This window comes from Agrobacterium sp. 22-210-1 (genome assembly GCF_053522525.1).
This window is the reverse complement of record NZ_JBNWCI010000001.1, coordinates 799976-825123: the sequence shown is the minus strand read 5'-3', so window position 1 is coordinate 825123 and position 25148 is coordinate 799976. Positions and strand designations below refer to the sequence as shown.

27 protein-coding genes are annotated in these 25148 nt (G+C 57.1%); 1 reads left to right on the top strand and 26 read right to left on the bottom strand.

Features of this window, described 5'->3' with window-relative positions:
- Window position 1: 1 nt before the first annotated feature.
- From ACQZ5F_RS04125 to ACQZ5F_RS04000, 26 genes are all read right to left on the bottom strand, one after another.
- A complete protein-coding gene (locus tag ACQZ5F_RS04125; RefSeq protein WP_448739312.1) occupies window positions 2-334 on the bottom strand; it encodes a hypothetical protein in 333 nt (110 codons plus the stop codon).
- Window positions 315-629, bottom strand: a complete 315-nt coding sequence (locus tag ACQZ5F_RS04120) for a hypothetical protein (protein WP_448731189.1) — start codon at window positions 627-629, stop codon at window positions 315-317. Before ACQZ5F_RS04120 ends, ACQZ5F_RS04125 begins: the two co-directional genes overlap by 20 nt.
- On the bottom strand, window positions 630-1538 hold the full coding sequence (locus ACQZ5F_RS04115) for a hypothetical protein (RefSeq protein ID WP_448731188.1): 909 nt from the start codon (window positions 1536-1538) through the stop codon (window positions 630-632).
- Entirely contained in the window at window positions 1538-3904 is a 2367-nt protein-coding gene (locus ACQZ5F_RS04110; protein ID WP_448731187.1) for a phage tail protein, read from the bottom strand. The genes ACQZ5F_RS04115 and ACQZ5F_RS04110 overlap by 1 nt, the downstream gene beginning before the upstream one ends.
- Complete coding sequence (locus ACQZ5F_RS04105) at window positions 3904-4107, bottom strand: hypothetical protein (protein WP_448731186.1); 204 nt, start codon at window positions 4105-4107, stop codon at window positions 3904-3906. The genes ACQZ5F_RS04110 and ACQZ5F_RS04105 overlap by 1 nt, the downstream gene beginning before the upstream one ends.
- Window positions 4104-4340 carry a hypothetical protein gene (locus ACQZ5F_RS04100; RefSeq protein WP_187772384.1) on the bottom strand — a complete coding sequence of 79 codons (237 nt, stop codon included), beginning with the start codon at window positions 4338-4340 and terminating at the stop codon, window positions 4104-4106. Before ACQZ5F_RS04100 ends, ACQZ5F_RS04105 begins: the two co-directional genes overlap by 4 nt.
- 38 nt (window positions 4341-4378) lie before the next feature.
- On the bottom strand, window positions 4379-5272 hold the full coding sequence (locus tag ACQZ5F_RS04095) for a phage BR0599 family protein (RefSeq protein ID WP_448731185.1): 894 nt from the start codon (window positions 5270-5272) through the stop codon (window positions 4379-4381).
- Window positions 5273-5302: 30 nt separating this feature from the next.
- Window positions 5303-7657 (bottom strand): hypothetical protein, encoded by a 2355-nt coding sequence (locus ACQZ5F_RS04090; protein ID WP_448731184.1) that lies wholly within the window; start codon window positions 7655-7657, stop codon window positions 5303-5305.
- A 1-nt stretch (window position 7658) separates the two neighbouring features.
- Window positions 7659-8960 carry a hypothetical protein gene (locus tag ACQZ5F_RS04085; protein WP_448731183.1) on the bottom strand — a complete coding sequence of 434 codons (1302 nt, stop codon included), beginning with the start codon at window positions 8958-8960 and terminating at the stop codon, window positions 7659-7661.
- Between the two features lie 59 nt (window positions 8961-9019).
- Entirely contained in the window at window positions 9020-12562 is a 3543-nt protein-coding gene (locus tag ACQZ5F_RS04080; RefSeq protein ID WP_448731182.1) for a phage tail length tape measure family protein, read from the bottom strand.
- Window positions 12549-12779 carry a hypothetical protein gene (locus tag ACQZ5F_RS04075; RefSeq protein ID WP_448739311.1) on the bottom strand — a complete coding sequence of 77 codons (231 nt, stop codon included), beginning with the start codon at window positions 12777-12779 and terminating at the stop codon, window positions 12549-12551. Before ACQZ5F_RS04075 ends, ACQZ5F_RS04080 begins: the two co-directional genes overlap by 14 nt.
- A gap of 35 nt (window positions 12780-12814) precedes the next feature.
- Window positions 12815-13231 carry a phage pre-tape measure protein gene (locus ACQZ5F_RS04070; protein WP_448731180.1) on the bottom strand — a complete coding sequence of 139 codons (417 nt, stop codon included), beginning with the start codon at window positions 13229-13231 and terminating at the stop codon, window positions 12815-12817.
- Window positions 13232-13240: 9 nt separating this feature from the next.
- Window positions 13241-14035 (bottom strand): phage tail tube protein, encoded by a 795-nt coding sequence (locus ACQZ5F_RS04065; protein ID WP_448731179.1) that lies wholly within the window; start codon window positions 14033-14035, stop codon window positions 13241-13243.
- Window positions 14036-14080: 45 nt separating this feature from the next.
- Window positions 14081-14608 (bottom strand): hypothetical protein, encoded by a 528-nt coding sequence (locus ACQZ5F_RS04060; protein WP_448731178.1) that lies wholly within the window; start codon window positions 14606-14608, stop codon window positions 14081-14083.
- A complete protein-coding gene (locus ACQZ5F_RS04055; RefSeq protein ID WP_448731177.1) occupies window positions 14601-15212 on the bottom strand; it encodes a hypothetical protein in 612 nt (203 codons plus the stop codon). The genes ACQZ5F_RS04060 and ACQZ5F_RS04055 overlap by 8 nt, the downstream gene beginning before the upstream one ends.
- On the bottom strand, window positions 15197-15607 hold the full coding sequence (locus ACQZ5F_RS04050) for a hypothetical protein (RefSeq protein WP_448731176.1): 411 nt from the start codon (window positions 15605-15607) through the stop codon (window positions 15197-15199). The genes ACQZ5F_RS04055 and ACQZ5F_RS04050 overlap by 16 nt, the downstream gene beginning before the upstream one ends.
- Window positions 15607-15951, bottom strand: a complete 345-nt coding sequence (locus ACQZ5F_RS04045) for a hypothetical protein (RefSeq protein WP_448731175.1) — start codon at window positions 15949-15951, stop codon at window positions 15607-15609. The genes ACQZ5F_RS04050 and ACQZ5F_RS04045 overlap by 1 nt, the downstream gene beginning before the upstream one ends.
- An 81-nt stretch (window positions 15952-16032) precedes the next feature.
- Window positions 16033-17130, bottom strand: coding sequence for a major capsid protein (locus ACQZ5F_RS04040; protein WP_448731174.1), 1098 nt, complete (start codon window positions 17128-17130; stop codon window positions 16033-16035).
- 12 nt (window positions 17131-17142) lie between these two features.
- Window positions 17143-17574 carry a head decoration protein gene (locus tag ACQZ5F_RS04035; protein WP_448731173.1) on the bottom strand — a complete coding sequence of 144 codons (432 nt, stop codon included), beginning with the start codon at window positions 17572-17574 and terminating at the stop codon, window positions 17143-17145.
- Between the two features lie 6 nt (window positions 17575-17580).
- Window positions 17581-18876 carry a S49 family peptidase gene (locus ACQZ5F_RS04030; protein ID WP_448731172.1) on the bottom strand — a complete coding sequence of 432 codons (1296 nt, stop codon included), beginning with the start codon at window positions 18874-18876 and terminating at the stop codon, window positions 17581-17583.
- Complete coding sequence (locus ACQZ5F_RS04025; protein WP_448731247.1) at window positions 18873-20564, bottom strand: phage portal protein; 1692 nt, start codon at window positions 20562-20564, stop codon at window positions 18873-18875. The genes ACQZ5F_RS04030 and ACQZ5F_RS04025 overlap by 4 nt, the downstream gene beginning before the upstream one ends.
- Entirely contained in the window at window positions 20561-20788 is a 228-nt protein-coding gene (gene gpW, locus ACQZ5F_RS04020; protein WP_187772398.1) for a gpW family head-tail joining protein, read from the bottom strand. The genes ACQZ5F_RS04025 and gpW overlap by 4 nt, the downstream gene beginning before the upstream one ends.
- Before the next feature lie 263 nt (window positions 20789-21051).
- A complete protein-coding gene (locus ACQZ5F_RS04015; RefSeq protein WP_448731171.1) occupies window positions 21052-23235 on the bottom strand; it encodes a terminase gpA endonuclease subunit in 2184 nt (727 codons plus the stop codon).
- Window positions 23232-24044, bottom strand: coding sequence for a hypothetical protein (locus ACQZ5F_RS04010; protein ID WP_448731170.1), 813 nt, complete (start codon window positions 24042-24044; stop codon window positions 23232-23234). Before ACQZ5F_RS04010 ends, ACQZ5F_RS04015 begins: the two co-directional genes overlap by 4 nt.
- Window positions 24041-24739 carry a hypothetical protein gene (locus tag ACQZ5F_RS04005; protein ID WP_448731169.1) on the bottom strand — a complete coding sequence of 233 codons (699 nt, stop codon included), beginning with the start codon at window positions 24737-24739 and terminating at the stop codon, window positions 24041-24043. The genes ACQZ5F_RS04010 and ACQZ5F_RS04005 overlap by 4 nt, the downstream gene beginning before the upstream one ends.
- Before the next feature lie 3 nt (window positions 24740-24742).
- Window positions 24743-24952, bottom strand: coding sequence for a helix-turn-helix transcriptional regulator (locus tag ACQZ5F_RS04000; protein WP_448731168.1), 210 nt, complete (start codon window positions 24950-24952; stop codon window positions 24743-24745).
- Between the two features lie 63 nt (window positions 24953-25015).
- On the opposite strand from ACQZ5F_RS04000, the gene ACQZ5F_RS03995 reads away from it, so the two are divergent.
- The gene (locus ACQZ5F_RS03995; RefSeq protein ID WP_448731167.1) at window positions 25016-25141 is read left to right on the top strand and encodes a hypothetical protein; all 126 of its coding nucleotides are present in this window, start codon (window positions 25016-25018) and stop codon (window positions 25139-25141) included.
- Window positions 25142-25148: the final 7 nt, after the last annotated feature.

Here is a 25148-nt window from a genome sequence, read left to right as displayed (position 1 = left end):
CCTATTCTGCTGAAGGCCAGGAAATCGGTGTGATCTCGCTGAGGAATTCTTCGACGGTAGGCTGCTGCCGTTGCCCTGCCTGGACCCTGGCGAGTTCGTCGTAAGCGTATGACCAGACATCATCACGCCATGCGACGAAGGCCTGTGCTTCGGCTGCCCAGTTCGGCTTCGTTGACGCCGTATAAGAGGCCAATGTCACGCCGTCGCGAAACTGACGCTCACGTGCAGTGCTGTCGACAAAGTTCTGAATAGCGGATTCGTAGGCGGCAACGGTGGTGGCGTTCTTCTGTTCACGCGTAATAATTTGCGACGGATCAGGCTTCCACATCATCATTCTCCTCTTTTGGCAGTACGACCCGCCCATCGGGCGGGTTTACTATTGGCGCAGGGAAAAGAATATCGTGAGGTGGGTTCGGCCCATGTGGAAGGATGATAGTGATGTGTAACTCGCCGTCTACCCGCTCGACCGGGCCGGAGATCAATTCGCATGGGATCGTCTCCGCTGGAATTGTTGCTCCATCGGGCAAACTCGAGAAATCAAAACTTTCACCATTGATTGAGAGGATTTCACCTGCCTTGGTTACGGACAGTAGATCGTCACGTCTTTGTGGGGAAAGAGAAATAATCATTTAGAACCACCTTCCATGCGCTCCGATGTGCACATAATATTTATCACCGGGAACATTGCTACTAGTTGGATTTCCTGAAACTATAGTTGTTCCCGACGATCCTCTATTTGCAAGTCTTGTTCTCATTGCGTAACTTCTAACGGCGTTGTTCCAGAACTGAGTTTCCGCAAAAGATATTATCGGAAATTCACTGAATGCAGCGGGGTACGTCCAGTTTCCAGACATATCTGTGACGTCAAAGTAACTTAGCTCTAACTGTTGAAAACAGACTTGGATACCGTTCGCAAACCTACTGTAAATCCCGTTAGCATTCACTCCAGTCTCCAAGATAGCTCCAGTCGGGACGCCTGACGACTGCGACACAGTACCGAGGATGTTGTCTTTCGCGTAAGCGCCAACAGCCTTAAGTGCGGTCAGCGCGGCGGCATGTGTCAGTGCTTTGGCTTTACGACCTTCAGTTCCGTCGAACTGCATGAACGCCCCGTCAGCTACGGCTCCGACGGGACCGGCAACCTTTTCATCGAGCGCGTTCTGCTGTGCTGTGCTCACCGGCTTATTCAAGTCGGAGGTATTATCGACATTCTCAAGTCCGACATCAGCTTTCGTGAGCTGATCGATCGCTGTTGCCACGTCTTGTGCGGCGGCGAAGAAAGCAGGCAAGTGGCCACCGAGTCTGTCGGCGTTTGCGGCAGTTTCTGCCTCGGGTGCCACGCCGATAGCCGCATAGACGTCATCAGCATCCTGCGCCGACAGAAGCGTCTGAATGAATGCCGGATAGTTTCCATTGATAAAATCAGCAATCTGCTGCGCTGTGACCTTCCGACTGTTCCCTTCCTGAACGGTGTGAAACAACGCCGCCGCAAGCAGCGCTTCGATTGGCGATAATGCCCCAAGTTCTTTGTCGGCCATCAGGCGTCTCCTGAAAGTAGAATGCGTCCGCTCTCGTCGCCCGACATGCGGAGATATCCGCTCTCGTCACCGGACAACCCGATTGCGTCACGAGGTGTGATTTGGACCGCCAGCGTATGTGCCTGGAGGGAACGATAGCCATCGCGCTCGGCCGACACCGTGATCGTCGAATTGACGTTCGTGCCGAGTTCGCTGAGCGGGATGTTGAAACTATTGCCGGTCAAACCGGGGTAGCTGACGATCAGCGTCCCGGTCGTCGTGCGGACATCGATGCGCGTCGTCTGACCGTCTTCGCCGCCAACATCAGCCTCATTCCATTTGAGAGCCTGTGTCGACTCGAGGATGCGGTTGCGGTTCGACCACGTGACCGACAGTTCTGACGCAGCCCGCGCGTCTACCGCGCCAAAGCCGACACCGTTGATCTTCACGTTAGCAGGCCGGTTGGGGCGATACGGGCGTGGAGTGATCGAGATGTTCAGTTGCGGAGCATCGGCTAGCGGAAGAGCGCCTGCGGTCGTTCTGGTCAGCAGCCAGTAGGAAGTGCTCTCAAACACCGACCTCACAGTCGGGTCGACCATGATGGAGTCGGCCGGGATGATGAAGCAACGTGTTCCGACTGGCCATGGCTTCGGGACGGTGTCGAGCATACCGCGGTTCAATAGGTATCCGAGCGCATCTGCCGTCTGCACTGTGCAGATTTCGGTATTTTCGTCGTTTCCGGTTCCGATAAGAATGAAATCGCCAGCCGACGGAACGCCGCCGCGTAACCCAGGCAACGTGGTCAACTGGCTCTGCGACTCGGCAACGAGCGGAGTGGTGAGCGCAAAAGTGCCGAAGAATGGCCGCGTGCCGATCGACGAACGTTTGGTCGTACCGTTAACGTCGGTGACATAGGTTACGAGATCGTAGTTTACGTCATCATCGCTGTCGGCGCCGACGGTCACGGCAGCCAGAGCCTCCGGATATTCCAGTTCCGATGGATCGTTGAGCTTCAACGCGGCGGCTGCCATGAACGCAGGAGCCGTACCAATCTGGTAATAGGAGGCAGGTGTCGGCGGCTGAGACGGATTTACCCACGCGGTGTCATCAGACTCGAGGTAGCTGGCGAGATCGAGACCGAAGATGTCTTCGTAGAGATCGAGCGTAACAACATTGCTATCCTTCTGGACCTCCGAAACACGGAAGACGATCCGCTCGATGTCATATTCGGGCCACGATAGAACGACCACGTCACTGCTCACCGAGTCCCAAAACTGGCGAGTGACCTGCGCCTGACAGGTTGCGATCGGATTGACAGAGGCTGCAAGGTCGCGCTCGGCCACATACTGGGCGGCAGCCTTCGAGGTGAAGCCATAATAATTCCGCGAAGAGGTTACGATGCCGCCTTCTGCGGCGATGCCGGCGAGATCCTGAACGGTAATCGTCTCACTCTTGCCGGTTTCTGCATTCGTCATGGTGACGACGATTTCGTTCGCCAGTTCACCCCATGCCTTGCGCGCGAAGCTCGACAAATCGGCGTTGCTCGGGTCGATAACCGGAAGCAGGTCGACATCGTAATCGCCGCGTAAAGCCTTGATCGTGTGCTTGCCCGTCGACGGCTTGACGAAAACGGCGGCCTGCACATGGTTACAGACCTCACCAATGAACTGTTCAATTTCGCTCTGCCGCGTCCAGATGAGGCTCATGCCAAGGCGTTCGTTGTAGAACAGTTGCGCTGCGGCCTCGAACGACGCCTTGTCGATCACACCCGGAGACTCGCCCATCCCCCAGTCCTGGTTGGTGAGGCATTCGTAGATGATGTGCGCCGGATTGGCAGCGAACTGGGGATTTCCGAAAGAGTCGTTGTCGACCTGAATCAATGCGAGCGCTGGATTGAGACCAATCGGCGCGCGGCGCACACGGAATGAAAAGGCACGTAGATAAGGATTGTTTGCTGCTAGATAGAAGCCTCGCTTAAAGGCGGACGGCTGATTGTTCAACGCATTGACTAGACCTTGGTACGCACCTTCCCAAATGTCCGCGATACCCGTGAGAAATACACTGGAGAAACCGCGAAAGCCGGGGCAAGTTGCACTTGTAAGCCCAAGGCGCGCCGCAAGCGATTCTGGCATGACCTGCGTCGCCTTACCGGGCAACCACCACAAGAGGCCTTTGACGCCCCCTTCCTTTTTCACATCGCCGAAGAGTTCAGGCCGGTTCACGGCAACCGTGGTCTCGTCCACCAGCCCGCCACGCCAAAGCTCCTTGTCATTGTACTTCGCGGCAACAAGGGTAAGGCCATCACCGTAGGCGCAAATCCCCATGTGAATACCCATGGTGTATTCGAAGATTTCAACTTTGCCTTCGCCCTTGCCGCCCATTCCCATCAGGACGACCTCGCACGAATTGCCTCAAGCACGCGATCAAGCTGCGCATCGAAGCCCTTGCCGCGCAGTTGGGAAGCGGGCATGCCGTTCTTAAGAAAGTGACCGAAATCTCCGCCGCCCGCCACGAACGCCTTGCGCACCCCCTTCACGCAGAAAAAGGGTCGCATGTCGCTGATCGTGACAATGGGATCAAAATCGCTCAAGCGGAGACCTTTCTGCTGGTCGTCGCCTTGTCGCCCCACCACAGGATATTGGGAGCGACATCGAGTTCCCCGAACACAACCGGTATCGGCCGACTTTCAGCAGTCGGCTCGTCCATGTCCCGCAATTCGTCGGGCTGCGCAGTTGAGGCCTTCGGCATGAGAATGTAGCCGAGCACCTGCAATCCGATGCCAACGAGAAGCTGAAGGAACAATGCGAGGAAAGGAAAAGGCATGGCTCACTTTTCGCGCGTTTCACGTTTAGTGAGCAATTCTAGTAGAACTGGTTCTTTGTGGAAAGGGGATTTTCGAGCGGGATGAATGGTTGGCCGCCGTAGTTCTGAATATTGTTGTGCTGATTGCAGCCGCTCATTTGCCGATTGCACCCCCTGATTACAGAAAGTTGGGTGCCGGCAGCGAGCCCTCGGGCTATTCCGCGAACGACAATCACGCTTGTTCCGCTGTCGTTAATCACGTTCGCAATAGTACGCAGCTCTCGAACGCCGGTATCTGAGTTCACCCATTCGAGAAGACCCCCGATGTATAGGCCGAACTGCGCGCCCAACCACGCATTCACCATGACGCGGTTGCGAGTAACGCTTGTGACTGAACGGGTCACGGTCGCGGCGGCGCGACTTGCCCTGCACTGAGAACCGTAAAGGACATGGGGGCAGCCGATCTGATAATTTCGACGGAGTCCCGGTCGCTTCAAAGAGGTAGAAACAGGCTGGCAGGAAAGCTCGATCTCGTTCTTTTTGTAGGTGCTTCCGAGAATGCGGCCGAGCCATATCGCAGGGAAGTTCTCTTCGGTCACCGGATCGCCGACATGGCCCTCGAAAATTGTCAGGTTCACGACCTGCGAAGGCGGGTATGCCAAAAACAACTGGTCGATTTCACTGCCAAGTGACATAGAGATCGTGACATCTGATTTATCCAATGTGCCGTCGTGGCTGATGGCGCTGTTTTTGATCGGCCAAGGGTAGAACGGCAGAATGATGTCCTGGCCGAGATCATTTACGCCGATCTTCCGGTTGATGATCGTTTCACCGTTATTAAACCCGAAAGGGCCGATGTTGCCACCCTCGTCAGAATTCTCCGCACCCTGGATCAGATAGAGGGAGACTGGTGTGCCGCTGTACCGGCTACTTTCACGAACATCGAACGACATGTTTGTTTGACCTCTATTCCCGTGGCGATTTCAGCGCTTAAATGTTGATGCAATCAACGTGGTCACATCCACTGAGCCAATGAACGCCCCACCCGATACAGTTACCCTGAACGTGGTTGAAGCTTGGCTTGATGAAGGCGTGTAGAGAACAATGTCACTTCCAACATAACGGAACCCGCTGACATCGTTGGTGGAATTGAATATGCAGAAATTGCTGACTTCGCCGCCATTGGAAATATTCTGCGTGACTATCTGAGACTTGCCGTTAACAGTGCCTCCAGAAATTAGCCTGCTGGCGATATCAAGACGCACTGTTGGCGAACCGAAGCCGTGAAATACGGTCACGTCAAATGTTCCCGTGCCGCCTCGAGAACCCGCGTCAATTCTTGTCACCGCGCCGGTTTCGATATTCGACGAACCGACGACCAAGCGACTGATATTTGCATCGCCGATGTCGACGTACCCCAAAACGGCAGAAATAGCCGAAAGCGAACCAACACTCATCTTTGCGGCGGTGACTGCGCCTGCCGCGAGCTTGTCGGTCGAGATAATACCTGCCTGGAGGTGTCCCGCCTGAATTGCGTCAGCCGCGATGTGCTGCGCACGGATAGCGTTTGCTGCAATCTGATCAGCACCAATTGTACCCGTCTTGATTCCCTGCCCATCGATAATCGTGCGACCGTAATCGGTGCTGAGATTAAGCCCACCCCTATATGTCGCGAGAACGATGTTGTTCGATGCGAATGCAGTCGACGGCAACGTGGTCGATGATAGCGAGGACGCGCCCTTGGCCCAGTAGATATAGATCGTGGCGTCGGTCCACATCGCGCCGATGGGATTCTCCGAAATAGCAACCTCAACTGTGGTGCCGGCATCGTCCAGGTATGTGATCGTTCCTGCAGTCCAACTGACACGATTAGACGTTGGAGTGTTTCCAGAGAAGGCAATTCCGGTCGCTGTAACGCCTCTTGCTCCGATCTCGAGAACGTTTGCTCGCACCGAGTTGGTGGCGATATTGCCACCGTTGATCTTCGTAGTGTCGCCGCCCGATCGCCAGTCCGCGAGCGAGGTTCCGCCTGAGATAAGAATTTTACCGGGATCGATCTGCGTCAGCGCCTGATTGATGCGGCCAGCAGGATCATTAGCGTAACCTGCCACGTCACCAAGCGCATGCCCGCTGACTGTGATGGAGCCGGCAAGCGCTGTGCCCGCCATCAGCTTTGCTGCGCTCAGTTCGACAATATGCGCGTTCGTGATGATTGCATTAGCTATCTGAGCAGCACCAGTGATGACTGCCTGATCGGCAACCAATTGGTTTGCACCGATCGTCTGCGCCAGGATGGTGCCGCCATCGATGTAAGCTTTACCTTCGACCGACTGATAGTCGTTCCCGCCTCGATAGACGCCGAGCAGGACTGAATCCTTGGAATACATTGTAACGAGAGACGTGGTGACGGAGAACTTGTTGTCACCGAGCACGTAATAAACGTAGAGGGTCGGACCGGTGAAATCGACAAATCCGGACGGTATGTTCTGGCTGGTCGGGACACTGCCGTCGGTCCCAAAAGTAATTTGACCAGCCGTCCATGTCAGCCGGTTCCCGTTTGGTGTATTACCCGGCTTAAAAAGGATACCGACCAAGGTTACCTTAACTTCGCTCCGGATTTTGGAAGTCGTTGCAGAGGCCGGCGCTGACCATGGAGATTTATTCCCCGACGTGTCGACCGCTCGCACCCAGTACCAGCGCGTGATTTCCGGATCCTGCGCCGCGATGACAAAAGCGTTCGTCTGAGATGTATAAGAGGGAGTCGACTCGTCGGTGGGCGCCGGAAATTCTTCGAGTGCTTCGAATATCTCGTACCGGGCAAAGTCAGTTTCGTTATTCGCAACCCACTTCAACCATGTGTTATTGATCCCTCCGCTCGCGGTAAGACCCACAGGCATTGCAGGCGGAACCTCGTCGGCGACGGTCGTGTGGGTGAACTCGACGCTCGGCTCCGACTTGTTCCCCGACTTATCGATCGCAAAGACGCGACCGGTATATACCGTGTTCGGGATCATCGGGACCTGATACATGGTCGAACTGGTCTGGTAGCCGATCCAGCTTCCGAGCCCCTGTTTCAGTTGAAGCTCGTAATATGCGAAGTCTTCCTCGAGCGACGGAGCCCATGTCCCGATCAGCAGGTTGGACGGCGCCAACGTTGAATCGAGTTCGAAGTTCTTCGGCCGGGCTGGAGGGATTGTGTCGACCAGGGCGTCGAGGTCTTCGGGTGTGACAGAGCCGAGTGTGCCGTCGATCGCTCCTTGAAGCAGAAGGTTGAGTTTGGCACGAACGCTGGCACCGGATTCGCCATTCTTGATGGGTTCGACAGGACCGATAGGCATCTCAGTCCTCCCACACTGCGGAGTCGACCCACTGCCCGCGGTCGCGCCAATAGCCCGTCGCTAGAATCCAGTTGCTGCCGTAGGAACTTTCCGCAGCCAGGTTTTCGAGCGTGACAAACGAGAGGCTGATGTTCGCGACGATATTCGTCACCCATTCGATCGTCAGGCTGTCCTGCGCGAAACGGGAAACGAACATCCACGAAATCTGCTCGATCTCCGAGGCTGCAACCCCGATATCCTCATGAAACTCGACAAAGGTGTTACCGCCGCTGGTCGCCATCAGCGTAATCTCGCGAGGCAGAAGCTGCCCGGAGCGTGTCCGGATCAACACCGCCGCGTGGGCGCGGTCATCGTTGTAGGTGTCAAAGAAATCAGTTCCTGCGAACTGTATCACCTTGTCGGCCACATTCATCGCGGCAGGGAAATCACTTCCCCACGTAGGCACGTAAATCTCGCCCGCCCTGCCCTTGCAGCGCACAAAGATGTCGAGGATGGCCATCGCATCCGCGCGGCTCATCGCCATGTAGGTGGCCGTCAGCGTTCGGGAGACGAGAGGAACAGGCGTGAAGGTTTTCACGACGCCGCGCGAATAGTCGACATTCTCGAATTTGAGGTTGAACTGTACCTGCGGTCGATTGAGATAGTTCGGCTTTCGCAGGAGGACGTATCTACCGAACAGAATGGCGGCAGGACCGAAGGATTGGACACTGTCACCCTCGGCGCTTTCGTCAAACGGCAGAGCGTCCGGAGTTCGCACCACGGAACCCGGTTCGATGTCGAACTTGACGGGAGCGGTAGCGACCTGGTTGGTGTAGAGTGAAAGTGTGTTCGAATTGGCGAGTTGCGCAGGCAAATATGGAAGCAGGTAGGCACCTGCACCAACTGGCTTTTGCAGCGGGCTGACGAGGACGACCGTGTCGTTGTCCACGAAGTCGACCTGCACCTTGGCCGCCGTGCGCCCGGTCATCAGAACATAGGTTCCGTCGTTGACCAGCCAAACAGGCGTCGACTCGATCAAAAGGACCGTCGCGCCGGCCGCCGTGGTGGTCTTCACCAACGCAGGCTCCGCCGAGAAATCGGCAATCTCGACCTTGCCGTCACGCGCCCGGTTTACCGCGTCAGCGAAGCCGCGCATCCTCTCGCCGTCGAGAAGGATTGTGGCTTCGACTGAGCGTCGAGGCTGGATGCGCAAAGCCCGGCGTTGTTCACTTCCGTTTCGGGTGGTGAACACATCCGTCTTGAAATCGTAGGTATCCCGAATTCCGTTACGCCAGTTGGGCACGAAAGGGAGGAAGACTGCCATGGGTCGAACGATCCTCGTTTGTCGCGAATTTCTCACAATAAGAGTAATTTTGCAACGAACTATCGACCGAGAGCACCGTTGACCTTATTTGAATTGCGGGTCATCCAGTTGGTCAATATCCGTTCCCCCGCGACGCTCGAAAGGGCAGCTTCCAGCACCTCTTCGGCACTGAAGGCATTGACCACTTTCAGATTGACGGCTTTGCCACCGCCACCGTTCGCAGAATGACGGGGATCGTTCTCTGTCAGAACTTCCTCGCCCTCGAGAGCAACAATAGGAACCTCGCCCTGACGCAGTCCGTCGGTTACAATACCGCCACCGTGGTAGCGCTGCGCGCCCGCAAAGACCATCGGATTGACTCGGCGGGTTTGGGTGGTTTGACCCACGATGCCGCCACTGTGCTTGGCGCTGAACAGTCCGGAGAGAAGACCTCCGATTCCACCGCCTGCACCCCCGCCCGAAGACACGCCACCAGTCAATGCGTTGAACAAGGCCTGCTTGATAATCGCCTTCCCGATCTCGATCAGGAATTCGGAAATCCCTTGGAGCAGTGCGTTGAAGAATGCGTCGGCTGCGTTCTCACCGTTCGCAATGGCTTGAGCAAACGCGCTGAACGCATTGCTTCCGATATCGGCAAGTTTATCATTGATGTCCTCGGCCGTCGGAAGGAACTGCGTTTTCATGCGATCGGTCGACTGGCCAATCGTAATCTGCATGTTCTGCAACTGACTGATGGCATTGGCCGCACCCTCTCCACCCATAGCCTGCCAGAAGGCGATGGCGGATGCGATAGCCTCGTTGAGCTTCGTGTTCACGTTGTCCAGCTCGGTCGCTGTTGACACGAATAGCGATTGGTCGCCGCTCGATTGCGCAAGATCCATGCGCTCAAGCAACAGGGAACGCTGTTCGAGAAGTTCGTTCACTTCGCGATTGACGTTGCTCCGGTCAAATTCTTCCGCAGCCAGTCGCTCCGTTTCGGCGCGCTGCTCTTTCGTCAGTTGAAGTCCGGTTTCCCGCGCCCGGTTCTCCTCATCGCGAACTGCTTTGAGAATGGCTGCCTCGCGAGCGGACTTGGACATCAAGTCGAGTTCGAACTTCTGCTGCTCGACGCGCTTCTGGTAATCCGTCAGATATTCCTGCTGATCGAGCGCGCGATCCTTATCGAACTGCGCAAGTTTGGTCGCATGTTCAACGGTTCCCGCATACGCTGCGAGAAGCCCTTGCGCCCTCGCCTCGTGGCCGCCCATCTGCTCGCTGACCTTGTCGAGCACCGTACCAGGTGCGCCACCGTTCTTGGCGTCCGAGGCATTGATGTTTTTCGCATTGCCCGCGTTGATGGCCGCGTAAATCTGCAACAATCCGTCGCCAGCTTTCACGCCGGCATCTGCAAGGTACTTTCCAACTGCTTCGATCTGCTGCGAGATCGTGGATTCGGCAGTCACGCCATATCGGGCGGCCTGAGGTTCGCCCCACTGGATCAAACCACGGTGCTGACCGTTCTGCGTCGTGGGGCCTGCCTTCCAAGGGTCGAAGGTTCCACCTGTCTCGTAAGACATGGCAGTGAGCAAATCCTTCGCGCTGACGCCCATCTGCTCCGCGAGCTTGACAGTCGCCGCGATCAGTTCCTCCATCTGGCGGCCCTGCGGCGTCCCTCGTTCCGCCGTGTACTGCGCCTCGAAGTTTCGGTTCTGCGCATCGTAGAGCGCGCCAGCCTGCTGGCGGATCGCCTCGGTTTGCTCTTTCGTGAGACCGAGGAATTCCTGATTGAGCTTCTTCGCCTGCTCCAGAGCGTCGTTGCGCGCTTTCAGCAACTTCTCTTCGACAAACCGCTCGCGGTTGGTGAGCGTGACTGCAGACGCCTCCTCACGCATGCTGTCGAGACCCTTTTCAACGGCAGCATTGATGTCGGTCTGAGCCTTCCTCTGCGCTTCCGATTCTCTGCTCATAGCGGCAGTTTCGACGTTGCGCTCACGCTCGACCTTGGCAATCTCGCGCTGAAGGCCGAGCAAGTCACTAAGCTCGGCCTTCATCTCGGCAAGATTATCAACTCCGGTCATGCCCGCAGAACCGGTCGAGATGCCACCTTCGCGAAGTTTCTCTTCGAGAGCTATCGCCTGCCGCAGTTCAGAAATACGGTCGCCAACACTCTGGTCTTCGAACGCTCCCTGCACGGCCTTCGTGGCGATCCGGATATCACGGGTGAAGTTCTTCACGTCGCGACCGAAATAGTTGATCTCACGCGTTACGAACTGAATAATGCCGCTGTCCTCAAGCGCACCGACAAGCTCATCCCAAGCGGCACGCATCTCATCGACGGCTTTCGCCCAGTCGCTTGCCTCTTTCTTCGTTCCCTCAAGCTTGGTACGGAGGACATCCTGCGCCATGGCCAATGCGCCCGCGCGATTGCCATTCGCATCCATCGCCTTGATCTGCTCGTATTGCGACGCCGTGAGGAAGTTCAGTTCCTGATCCAGTGCGCGAACGTCGTCGACCGAGCCTCTGAACGCGGCAGAAACCCTCCTGCCAGCTTCGACCACGCCCTCTCCGGTCACAGCATCGAGGTTCTTGGCAAGCTCCGCGAGACCTGCGAACCGACCACCTGAGATGCCTTCGGACGCAAAACCGGCAACCAGCGAACGGGCGTCGTCGATCGAGACACCCATATCTTTGATCTTATCGGTAATCTCGGTCAGGCCCTCGGCGGTATAACGATAGCCGTCGGCCGAGAGAGCGAGTTTTTTCTGGAAGTATTCGACAGAATCGCCGGCTTCCTTGAGGCGCATCGCCGCAGAGATGAATGGAGCCAGAACGACGCCAAGCATTGCGAGCTGCGGAATAGACCGTGCGACGGTCACCATGACGTTGGGCCAGATCTGCGCGAACTGACCAGCCTGCTGTGCCAGCACCTGTAACGGCGCCTGCCCCATGGCCAGACCCGACACCACGTCGTTGACCTGATAGCCAAGGTTCGTCAATTGCCAAGGACGTAGACCATAGACCAGAATATCTTCGGGATCGCCGCCTGCTCGGGAGCCCTTTTTGGTCCCGCCTGCATTGGTAACGGAATCCATCCGGTCACCGAGCGAACCCTGCGCAGCGGCCGCCTTCTTCGACGCCGTCGTAAGCTTATTCAATTCTGCAGTCGTGTTGACGAGCGAAACGCTCTCGTTTGTAGACGCAACGGCACCGCGCTGCATCTCTGTCGCAAGCCGGCTGAAACTCGCGAAGCCTACGCGAGCCTCACCGTTGATTTGCTGGAGCGCCGCGCGTTTCTGTTGCAGCGCTCCCATGGCTTCGCGAGAGCGATCGCGCACCAGCTTGATCGTATCGCCGAGTTCCCGCAATTCCGCTGCGGACAAAGCCCCTGTGCGGGCAGCATTGGCCTGCACAGCACGGTAGCGATCGACCTCGCTGTTGAGACGCTTGTAATTCGCGACGGCGGTTTCGATCTCGCCTTTGGCAACCCCGATGACGGCACGCCGATTCTGAGCAGCAGCCGAAGCTGAAAGGCGCTTCTGCTGCTGCTCAAGATTCCTGAGAACTTTCGAATATTCATCGCGAGCCTTGACGGCAAATTCGACGACTCTTTCACGGCTCGCCATTCTTCAGCACCTTCAATTGCGACTGGAAAGCCTCTTGAGCTTTCTTGGTCGAAGCCTTCTTCACGCTCTGATTTGGAACTGTGGAGATCGCCATTTGCAGAAGGGCTGCTTCGCTTGCCATCTGAGCGTTGATCCTGTCGACCACGAAGCGAGCCTCTGCAAAAACCTTACTGACCGGGTAGAACCAGGCTGACGGGTGTCCGTGGTCGAGCAGCAAGCTCACCTGGCGGTGGACACCCTCTACCCAGTCTGTCAGGCTTTCGGGGATGTCAGGCTTGCCGCGCCCGCCATCGCCCGAACGACGATCTCCATGAGTTTTTCCAAGCCACCCTCCGCTACGAGAGTGAGATTGATGATCTTCTCGAGGGCATCGATCTGGACGCTGAGCGGCAAGTCCGCTGCCTTCGCCGCCGATTTCGGATTGCCGGTTCCGCAAGCAATGGTGATCGCGGCCAGCGGTGCGAAATCATCGGCCATGCTTAACGCGATCTCCTCGACGCTTCCCGTCAGCTCTCCACCGATCGCTTTCGTGTAAAGCTCCGAGCAGACGCTACGATGCTCTCGAATGATGCGGGTGATATGCGCAAGGGCGAGACCGCGAACTTCGAAGGACTGGGTCCCAACTTTCACGGTCTCGCTCGGCAGTATCAGTGTCTCCAACTGATCCATGTCGATCCCTTACGCTGCAGGCCGACTGTCGCGATACGCGAGCGCCTGATTGCCCTTCTTCATCACGCTGATCGACAACGGCAACTGTTGCCATTCGTTCGATTCCGGATCGAGGATCAAGTTTAGGTCACCATTCGGAGACAGGCGAACTCGGGGGAAGATCATGTCGGCGTTGGGACCGACCGGGTTGTTCGAGATGAACTTAAGGGCCCCTTCGACTTGTGTCTCACCTGCCGCGATCTGCTCCCGAGTCGATGCCGCAACGCCGTAGCTCACTTCAAGGTCGCCACCGATGGCAGCGCTACCGACGGGGATGTAAACCGTGCCGAGTTCCGCATCCAGGATGTAATCGTCGTCGACATCGAAGGTGACTGGTGTAGTCGCCGCGCCGTCAGTAGCGACAACAGTGGTGACTTTGCGAGCACCGGAAGGATTGGCGTCACTGAAGCCGAGCTGATACAGGTCACCTGCCTTCACATCAGCGAACAGTTCGACCTGGTTGGTGCCGGCCGTCACAGTGACGTTGGCGACATCGCCCATGAAGAAATATGCGACGTTTTCAGCCTTCATGTCATCGATCGTCACAGCGCCAGTAAGCGTAGACTCGATGGTGATTTCCTCATCCATCAGACGCAGGCCCTGCCGCGAGGAGTAGTGAGGAAGGGTCTCCGACTCGCGCGTGAGCGTGAATTCCGGGCAGTTCCCGAGTTCGCGGAACGGGCCGGGTGTCTGCGTGCCGGGCTTGTACTTTGCGAAAAGCAGCGAGCCCCTCGGGAGTGTAAGATTGCGGGATTGCATGTCCATGAATTGCTCTCCTTTTGAGTATTGCGACTATAACGTGATTTTATGCTACGCGAAAGGCGTCTCAAGGTTTTCGGCAAGGCCGAGGGTGACGGGTATGAGGAAGTAGGCCACGCTCGACACCTCGTCGTCCGGTGGGCGATGTACGGGCTGTCCAATCGACAGCGACATTACGCACGGCGCTTTGTTTCCAAGTCCGAGAATATCGAAGCGATTTGCCTTGGCACGCACCAGCGCCCTAATGATCTCGGCGGACAATCTGTAGGCCGGATCGAGCGGATGTTCGCGATCATCTTCGACGAAACCCTGGATGAGCACGCGGAACTGATTTGCCGCTGCGGGCGATGTCGAAGTACCGTTTACGGCGTCGGCCGGGCGCGGATCCTCAAGCAGCACGACCATGGGACGAGGATCGTTGTCACCGAACAGCGTCCGTCCGCGGAAAACACGTTCAGCAGCTCGGCCAGCGCTATCCACGAAATCGGACAGGTCAAATTCGCAGCCGTTCGCTGGATTGACCTGCTTCACACAGAGGCTCAATTGCTTCATGGCCCGCAGGCGAAAAGGATCAACCATTCAACAGCTCCAACTGTCTGAAAAACTCTTTTTCGAGAAATTCCAATGACTCAGGCGTCATCTCCTCATAAATACCGCCGCCATCGGAGGCCGATCGCAGCGCCTGGTCGACCGAGGGGCCATACAGAAGCCACAGGTTCTTTCCCAACGACCGGGGCTTGTATGCGCCCTTTGGCATCGACCCATCTGTTCGGACAGCGAGTCCGACGTTGTTGTTCTTCAGGCGCATGAGGAATGCCCGACGAATGGATCGGGTTTGCCCCGGCTTCACCGTCACATTGATCTTCCCGCCCTTGTGACGCTGCCCACCGGCCAGTGGTTTTTGCTTCGTGAAGCGGGCCAGCGACGTGGCCGAACCCCTACCCTCAATCACAGTCTCGAGCGCGTTACGTTTCGCCTTCGTCTTCACCCAAAGGCGCTTGCTGGAAGGAGAAACGTAAGATGCTGGAAATGCTACCTGGTCACGGGCAGCACGACCGAACTTGGTGCGGTCACGGGTCGCTGTCGTGTTAAGCGCGCGGACCAACGCCAATTCGGTCGTGTTCGTCATTTCGTCGACGAACGAAAGCTGATCGAATTCAATGGCAATTACTGCTGCGACCATGGCGGGATGCCCCTCCACGCGTCGCCCGAGGTGTCGGCCTGAGCGAGTAAGCTTGCCAGTTCCGCTTTCGTAGCGTTCCGGACTTCGACCCATACGAAACCCTCCCGTTCGGGGCGGCTCGGGCCGGTAATGTACGCCTCGGAATCGCTGAGAATGACGAAGGCGCTTGTCACCACATTGGTCACTTCCGCGACTTTGAAGATAACCCGGTCGACGATATCGACAATCTGCCCGGTTCCATCTTCAACTTGCGCCTCAAGAACAGCAGGCCGTTGGTGCAGCCGGATATTAACGGGCACGGGAATTCCCGCGGCGTGGGTGAGATACACCGCGGGAATCGAGAAGGTTTCATGGACTGGAAGCAGGAGGTCTCGCTTCCTTTCCCGCCAGTTCATCAGACGAGTGCTCCGCTTTCGCCTTCGCCAGCCGCAGGAGGCGTACCCTCGCCCGATGCAGGGGGTTCGGTTCCGGATGCCGAAGTCTTCGTCGGCGTCGCTTTTTGCCTTGCCCTTCCCCTGCCCGACTTGCCTTCGTCGGCGCCGGTCTCGTCACTGTCGAGATCGATTTCCTCGTCGGGGTTGGCAAGCTTGTAAAGCTTCATCTCGTCGGCAGTCGGCTTTCGAACTGCGCCGAGATGAAGCATGTCTTTGTAATCTGCGTTGGTGAATTTCTCGACCTTGCCGACGGGAAGCTCTTCGTCCTTCCGACGGATGCTGTGAAGCGTGAAACCGTATTCCATTATCTCAGTCTCCTGTTGATGGGAAAAAGCATCCCCTGCACGGGGATGCTGTATGCTCTATGAGCCGACGCCGCCCGCTGGTTACGGTGCGATGACGTTGGCCAAGAGAGTCGCGTTCGGGTTGATCGGAACGAACAGCGGAGCCGACTTGTGGGTGATGTATTCGACTTCCAAGTCGCCCGGCTGCTCCCAGTTCTTCGGGAAGATCGGGAGAGCTTCGTAGCCGGCTTTCTTGTCGATGATCCGGCCGAAAGCCCGAGTACCGCTGACAGCCTCGGCGGTGCTCGTGAAGAGAATCTGGTGATTGCCGATGTAGCGCGCTGCTGCACCGGTTTGCGGATCGATGTAGGTCGAATTGTCGACCCAAAGCTCGATCGACTGACCAGAACCGCCACCGATGGTCATTTCACCCACTTTGAACACCGGATCGCCGGAAACGAGGCCGCGTTCGTAGGTGATGTTCCCGCCCTTCAGGTTCAGGTCCAGGTGCGTCTTGAACTCCGCATCCTTACGCATGATGGCCCAAACCCCGCCGCCCATGGTCGCACGAACCGGGACGCCGCCGAAGTCTGCCGTCGCCATCCGGTCGATCACCAACTGGAAGAAGTCGACGATCGAAACACCGGCCTCGCCGAAACGGCTGCCGGCACCGAGCGTGATGGTGTGGTTCGGTGCGCGTTTGAAATCGACGAGCGTGGTCGGGTAGTTTTCACCAGAGATGGTGACCTTGCCGTCGCGAAGCGCGGTCGCTGCCATCCAGTTCCAGCGGCGATTGATGGCACGAACATGGCTCTCGGCGATGGCAGCGCGGATGAGCGTGAGGCGCTGCATCGGCGTGAGCTGCACGGGCATCTGAGACATGTTCGCGTCGATACCGACACGACGGCGAAGCGGCATGAGCGGGTCGACCTGGTCTTCCAGTTTGATGTACGCCGGCTTGAAGCGGAAAGCCGTACCGGTGTCTTCGTAGACCGACTCGCCGCGAGCGAGCGGCATGACGAACGGAGCGAGCTTGCGGCCCTGCACCGGCATCTTTTCGAAATCGATCCATTCGTCGTTGGAACGCAGTTCGTAGGGGAACCACTGAGTCCAGTAGAGCGGATCGGGCTTGATATCGCGGAACACGCCAAGGAAGCGGCTGGTGTCCCAGAGTTCGAGATGTTGGGTCTGAGCGACCATTGAAGCCTCCTGTTACGCGCGCTTGGCGACGATGATGGTGGTGGGAGTGGGCGCACCACGGAAGGCCGCCTGTTTCAGCGCATCCGTGCTGAAAGAGTCGTCCCATACGAGCGCGTCCTGGTTAAAGCAGCCGGAGTAGAACACCTGACCGTTGACGGCCGGGGAACCAGCGCCGCCGCGCGAGACGGCGTGGGCAAGTACGCCGATGGCCTGCACGTCATCGTCAGGGCTGGCGCTTCCGGTAACGGCCGGCACCAGTTCACCGGTTTCGTTCAGGCCGAGAACGGTGAACTGCGCGTAGTTCGCGTTCAGCGGAATCGGGAACGAATAGGCCGGCGCCAGTTCCGGGTGGGAACCTGCCAGCAGATGGTTCTGCAGGTAGGTGTCGAGTTCCTCGAACGCTGCGCGGCCGGGATCTGCATAGGGAGGCGTAATGTTTGCCATCGCGGTTTACTCCTTGTTGTCAGAGAAGCCGGCGAGGCCGTAGCCGCGGATCAGCGCTCGGTCCTTGTCGACATCGGTTGCCTGGGTGTCGTCATTGGTGTCGGCACCAGCAGCGATGTTCGGCTGCGTGCTGCCATCCATGGCGGCGGTGAACATGCCAGCGGGTGCACCTGCACCGGGCTGCGTGGTGGCAGCCGCATCGGGTTTCGCTTCTTCCGGCAGCGAGGCCAGAAACGCCGTCGCCTCATCAGCAGACATCGATGTCTTGAGGGCGGCATTCAGCGCGGCGTTGGGCCGTACCTTGCCAGCGTCGGAGCCGATGATCGCGTTGATGCGGGAAATCGCGTTGGCGGCGCCGGTCTTTTCACCTTCTGCGACACCTTCAGCACGTGCGGCAGCAACCGCAGCTTCGTGTTCGGCCTGTTTATTTTCGGCCATTGGTTCTTCTCCTTCTTGTGAGAACGTGGCCTCAAGGGCCGTTACAGCGTCGTCGAGAGTTCCGATGGCATCGGCCAATCCGATCTCGACGGCTTGACGAGCCATGAAGGTCTGCGCGTCGGTATCGTCGACCGCCTCTTCCTTCATGCCTCGACCCCTCGCCACCATGGCGACGAATTGTTCGTGGAGTTCATCCACCTCTGCTTTCCACTTTTTCCGGGCTTCCTCGGAGAGCGGTTCAAGGGAATTTCCCTGCGCTTTTCCGGGCTTGGAGCGGATCATGTTGACCTTGATGCCCGCGCTTTTCAGGTATTCCGAATATTCGAAATGAGTGATGATGACGCCGATTGAACCTACGCCCCCGGTGCGCGCGACGGTGATATGGCTGGTCGCGGCGGCGATGTTGTAAGCGGCGGAATAGGCGTGTTCAGCGGCGACCGCGCGGATCGGCTTGAGGTCTCGAGTCTCGAAGATGTAGTCGACAAGGTCCCAGTTGCCCGAGACCATGCCGCCACCGGAGTCGATGACCAGCACAATGGCTTTGACATCGCTATCGTCACGGCCACGTTTGATGGCCTGATAGATGTATTCGTAGCCGGTGATCCAGCTTCCGATCGTCCATGGGAAGTTATTGACGAGAACACCCTGCACAGGCACGTAGAGGATGCCGTTTTTGACGTTGTAGGGCCGGTAACGGGCTCGCCAGTCCTCTTCGCTGAGCCAGAAATCGTTGTCGTTTGCCGCAGCCTTATCGATCTCGACAAGATGGTCAGACGCCATGTGGGCACAGGCCTCAAGCCACGACCCACGGGTTTCGGCTACGAGGGCAGTGCTGTCCTGAAAACGTGCGAGAATTGCGTTCACGCCGCCTCTCCTTCCCTTGGTGTGGCGGACAGTGAGTTCTCCATGTCCTTGGTGTCAGTGCTGTCGTAGATCGATGGATTGCCGTAAAAGGTGTCCAGTTCGCGCTCGCGCTGGATCTGACGCGCGACGCGGCGATAGTCGCCACCGCTCATCTTCGCGATCTCAGCTTCCTTCGTTGAGAAGCCGCTTTTCACCTTGAGAACGGCAGCCTGAGTTTCCTTGAGCGGGTCGATCTGGCCCTGCCCGGCACCGATCCACTCGCAGGCGGAATAGGCTTCAGCGTTCAAACCCTCGTAGAAGAGCGGAACGTTCTTTCGCTTGAGGCACTCGATGTCGTTGTTGTTGATCGCTTCCTCGAGCCAGAGGCGGTAAATGAAGTTGGCAACGCCGTCGGCCGCGATTGCCTTCTTGGCGTTCATGCCCTTCTGCGTTTCGCCGATAGATGCTCGAGCCGACGAATAGTTCGTCTGCGTGAAATCACGCGAGAACTGCTCGTAGGAAAGCCCGAGCGCCGCTGCAATGTAGCGCAGAAGGCTCTGTTCGTACTTGTCACCAAGTGGCCCGGTCGCACCGGTGTTTTGTATCTTGAGCTTGGTGCCCGGCGCGAAGACGGGAATCTTCGCTCCGTCCATATGCAAGTTCGTTGCGTTCGAATTGTATGCCGCAATTGCATCGAGATACGCGGTCATCCACTCTACGGTGGCGTTACCCTTAGGGTCTTGCCCGCCGAGGGCTGCCAGCACATCGTCAGGGATTTCCGACTCGACCGAGGCCGCGTAGCTGGCAGCGACAACGGCGCGTTCCAGCTCTGTCCGTCGGAAATGCTTCGTCATTCTCATTTCGGACAGTGCCGAAACAATATCGGAAATGCCGCGAGACTGGTCGGGGCGATCCTGTTCATAGATGTGCAGGATCATCTGACGACCCCACCGGTTGCGGGCGGGAACCCGCGTCCAGCTCATCTCCGAGAGGTTGGAGAAATCGTGATAGGGGCCGTCGTTCGGATGAGAGTTCCGAATGTGATACGCAATCGGAGCACCCCGACGATCGCGCTCAACGCCATTGCGAATGCGTGACCAGTCCTGCATCAGCTTGTCCATCGGAGTGGAGAGGCGATCAGGATCGATCATCTGCACGGCGGAACGATACGGACGACCATCGGCCGGCATCCATTCGGCGCTTGCCAGAACTTCACCGCCGCCAAAGAACGTGCAGACACCAAGACGGACTTGCGCTGTAAAGGTATTGATGCGAGCGGCGTCTGGCCATTTTTGCTGGCTTTCGCCCCACAGCATAAACTTGGTCTCGACTTCCTCCTGGTACTCCTCTTCCCACTTCGCATCTTCCTTGCCCCACAACACTTTGGTCTCAGGGCGAGCGTTGAGTTGATAGCGGGAACCAACGATGGAATCGCGGTAGATGTCAGCGCCACCAGATACGAACGCATCGTTCCGAATGGTGTCGCGCGACCGGGCATCAAGGTTACTTTTTTCAGGAAGAATTTCAGCGTCGGCTGACCGGATCGCAGGCTGCCAACGAGCGAGCCTGTCGAGTTTCGATGAGCCATCATAAGCTACACCGCCCGATGCTGCCGCCGTAGCACCGGGCGGTTGCACCGCATCGGCAACCGCTGTGGAGACATCAGCAGCAGTACCGATCAGGTCTGAAAGATCAACAGCCGCCCTCATCCCCACGTCGGCCTCATGACACGATGCGGAGTTGTCGGCTGTCCAGCGATTTGAGCTTTGAGGTCTTCGATATACTGACGAAGGCGGGAGATGTTTGCCATCGTATAGCGGACGGACTCGCCGTTGCTATCACGAACCTCGGCGACGCCTTTGCCGGTCAATAGCTCGTGGAGGGCCTTTTGAGCCTCTCGTAACCAAACCTGCAATTCGGCGTTCGTCGCCATTTGTCACCCCGCAATGCGCTCTTGCAGGGTGAGTAATACCGCCGTTCATTCTTAATTACAATATTAAGTTGGAATTTTGTAAACCATTTCCGTGCATCGCCTATCGCAGGCGTCGTAATAACCGCAGCGGGCGAAAATGCATAAACAAAGCAATTTCAACCACGTTAACGAGCAAGTTCATCAAAGGCCTCCTTTCTTTTCAAGCGTTGTCGTTACGTGACAATTATGCACTCAAAAAGTGAAAGTCAATGCTATCGTGATTTTTATGCTAATTTTTTTGCAAGCTCCGCCAGTGCGTTGAGGCCTGTAGGTTTAGCCGGTGGAGGATCGTCATCGACCTCGCCGCCTGAAACCAGGTCGTTTCGATCCCATTCTTCCGCCCAAGAAGGTGGGTTTTCCCAGTCAATGCGGTCGAAACCAAAGTGCGTATACGGCACGTTTTTCTCGATCGGCCTAAGGGAAATACCCTCGGCGTAGTAGGTCAGGTCGAACGCTTCGTTGCGCTTCTTCCGCGTGTTCAACCACCCCTTGGCTGTTCGCGTTTCCGAAGTGAGCTGCACAAAATACCAGTCCTCGGCCCAGTCAGGGAATCGCAGCATGCCGCCCTCGACACCCTCCTCCGCAATTCGGCGTGACATAAGCAGCGAGACTGCATCCTTGAGCTTGTTCGAATTGAGCATCACCACGGGCACGTCACCCCGTGCGATGGCCAGCGGACCCTTCTGAGACGAATCTGGCCACTCAGTCCGCGCCAACGGTTTCGATTTGGACGCCTCACCCTTCACCAGAATGAAGCGGCGGTGCGAACCGTCCTGTTTTGCCTTCAACCGGCGCCAGAAATTATAAGCGTGGGCGGTAACGCCCTCCGCGCCACCGGAGTCGGAAGCAGTTGCGCGGATCGCCATGCGCCGGCCGCTTCCGTCGCCCAGTTCATAGGTCTTATTCATCACTTCTGGAATCAGTACGTCCCAGTCCTCGCCGAAGGCTGCGGGATCAATGGGCAGACGATCACCATTCGCGTTGCGGCGGTTCGACAGGCGAACTTTGAACATGTCGACGACGACACGATCACCGTTGGCCGTATATCCCAAAACCTGAACGACAAACGCGTTCTTCTGGATATCGACGGTGGCAACAAGATATCGCACCCCTTCCGGAACAAGCGGCTCCTCTGGTGTCGAGCCCCAGTCTTCACCTTTGGCTTTCAAGAGTTCGGGCGCGAAATCGGATAAGCGCGCCTGAGGGATGTAAAAGGTCCCTTGGTCCGTAGTCCTCGTCTTTCGCAACGCGCTGTCGTCGCCTGTTTCCTCAAGCTCCTTGAGAGCGTTCAGTTCGAGCATCACGAGGTCGCCCCACTCGCGATAACCGGCGGCCGGGCCCTTCAGCCAGAAGGAGGCAATCGTCGACCGCGTGACCCGCATACCGGGACGAATAACTGTTTTGCCGGCGAGACCGGGTTCGATCATCTCCCCTTCACGGATCCAGCGCCCATTGCGATTTAGTTCGTGTTTCTGATGCGGTTTAATGATGCAGCCGTGCGACGGACAAATCATAACCGTGGCGTCACGCGCTTCCATGGGGTCAGTGTGGCCACCCCAGTCGAGCAGTTTAAAATCCGGCTCAAACCACTCGTCGCACTGGGGGCAACACCACTGCCATCTGCGGCGGTCACCGCGATTATACAGCGCAAAGATGCCTCGGATTGGCGGCGCTTCGTGAGGCGTCTTGGGCATCCAGCGCGGATCTTGGATTTCCTTGTTCGGGTTCGGAGACGACTCAGCAACGGTCATACCGAAACGCTTAAAAGTCGTGGTTCGCATGGAGAGAAGGTCATAAAGATTACCCTCGCCACCGATATCGTCCTCGGAGCGGTCGTAGTCGATCGACGCTCCGATCCTCACTGTGATGCCGGAAAGGTTGGCTGGCGTGGGATAGGTAACCAGCACCCGCATCCCGCTTTTGAATGTTTTGTCGAACGTGTTGTCATACTGACGAGCCGTAAGCTGCTCGGCGCGAATTTGCGTAGAAGCCTTTAGGTAGCGACTTAAATCGCCGTTCGACCATTTTCTGGCATTCTCGCGGTCCATGTGGACCAGCAGCATATCGGTGGGATCAGTCTTCACCGTGTGACTGATCATGTTCAGGACCATCACCGTCTTACCGGTTCGCGCTGGCCCAAGGAAAACCATGCCCGTAAAATCAAGCGAGGTAGTTTCGTCCTGCGGTTCCCTCAGGTAGGGAGTACGGTCTTCTGACCACGGCTGGCTATGCCCGCCCCCGGTGCCAATTCTCGAATATTCCTTCGCTGCGTCCGTAACCGTCATGCGGTTCGCCGGTTTCATCTCGTCAAACGCAGACGCAACAATGTCCTCGAGCGTTTTGAAGCGAACGGAGCTTATCAACTCGTCGATTGTTGGCGGGCGGATTTGTCGAAGCGGAGAGTTCATGCGGCCAACAACCATTCTGTGAGATTGAAGTATTCCTCGCGCTCGCCTGTTGGGTCTTCCTCGCAGACGATCCCGCATTCAATGCGCATCGTTTTAAGGGGGCGGCCGACAGCGTCGGCAGGCAGTTCGTCGAGGAAAATTCGTTCACCTTTGTAACGAACTAGCCGGACGCCAAGGCGTCGAGATTGCTCAGCGCGAGCGGTGAAAATTTCAGGGAAGACGCGACGGACGAGGTTCCAATACGTAGGGCTGGTAGCCTTCACGCAGCCAATGCAATTGGCATTAGGAAAGCCAAGGCTGTATATGCGAGGCAGCGCTATTCGGAAGAAATGCAGCAGCGAAGCGCAATCGTCTTTTGTGTAATTCGCGTCAATCAGGACAGGTAAAACGTTCTCGCGCTCTGTCATTATAAAGCGCTCATGGCGTTCCCTTTCGTCAGCGGTGAAGCCGAAGACATGCCAATCAACTCTATTGTTTTGTTCGTAGTCCTGCCGGGCTTCTTTTTTCCCGTGAACGGTACAAGGTGCACCTTTTGGGAACACCATTGCTTTCCGTTTCTCCCATATGTCGACCGCTGAATTCGACGGATACTCAGGGTTTCCGTGAAGGATGATAGGCTGGCCCAGCCATCTTGAAACGTCAGTCTGAAACCGAAGATTATCTTCGTCTTCCTCAATAATCGGATTGTTCACGATCCGAACGTCGCAAATCGCGCTGTAGCGACGGATGGTCTCCCACGCCGCAACCGCGCTGGCGGCGCCGTTCGAGAACCAGACTACGATTGTATCGCCGGGAAGAGGTGAATTCACTCTTCATCTCCCGCAGGCCTGTCAGCATCGTCAATCATCCGACCGCTGCTATCCAGTTCGCTCTTGATGTGTGCGGTCATGGACAGGGTTTCGCGAGGCATCTCTACGAGAGTTTTACGAATTTCGTCGACAAGTCGATTTACTGCATCGACCAGCGCGCCGTACTGCTTGTTGCTGAGCAACTCCTTCTCGGGCAGGTCTTCGATCCACATCTTCACGTCCTGGCGGATCATCATGGCGACGCGACCGAGAACGAGCATTACGTCTTCCGTGTGCCAGAGGTCACCCGAAGCAAGCATCACTCGGTTCCGCTGATGAGCAGAGTCCCACCACATCTTGTTGACGTAAGGCGGCAAGCTGGCCGCGTTCTGTTGGGCGAACCAGTCCTCGATGCTCCCGCGCGGCGGCACGAGATAGGACATGGCAGTCATGAAATCGTAGAACGGCACCTGTTTGCCGCCGTGGGTAGCCCATTTCGCCACTGGGCACTTTTCGAGCCTCTTCTGAATTTGCTTCGGCTGTTTGCCGACGACGTTCGCGATGAACATCACGCCGACGGGCTTGCGGAACTCGGTGTAATGCGGGAGGTCTTCCTGCATCTGCTTCTGGAGCCGGGCCTCAGCCTCGGCCTTGGTAGGCCTGCCCCGCGGGCGGCCAGCCGGTTCTCCACCCATCAAATCGCTGAGATCGACCATGGCTCACACCAGCAGGTCTGAGAGATCGACATTCGGTCGTCGTGTCGTCTTTGCGATCCACTGCTCCACGTCTCGTCTATTCCACGCCGAAAACCGATGTGAGATCCGCGTCTGCGCGGGGAATGTGCCGGCCTTCACACGGCGATAAATCTCGGCGCGAGATAAGGTCGTTACCTTCGACACATCGCTCACCCTCATAAGACTGTCGTTCATTTGCGTCTCCATTCGTCTCTCACAAAGTGATATTCACTCTTTACGTGAAATTCAAGAGTCGTTATGAGTAATTTCATCGGCCGAACGCTGTTCGACGAAACCAGAGAGATGGAGGTCGCCATGCAATCGGCGGCTAAAGCCCGCCACCAGAACCCCGGCTCCGAGGGGCAAATCGGGCATCATCATTAAGCGAGAC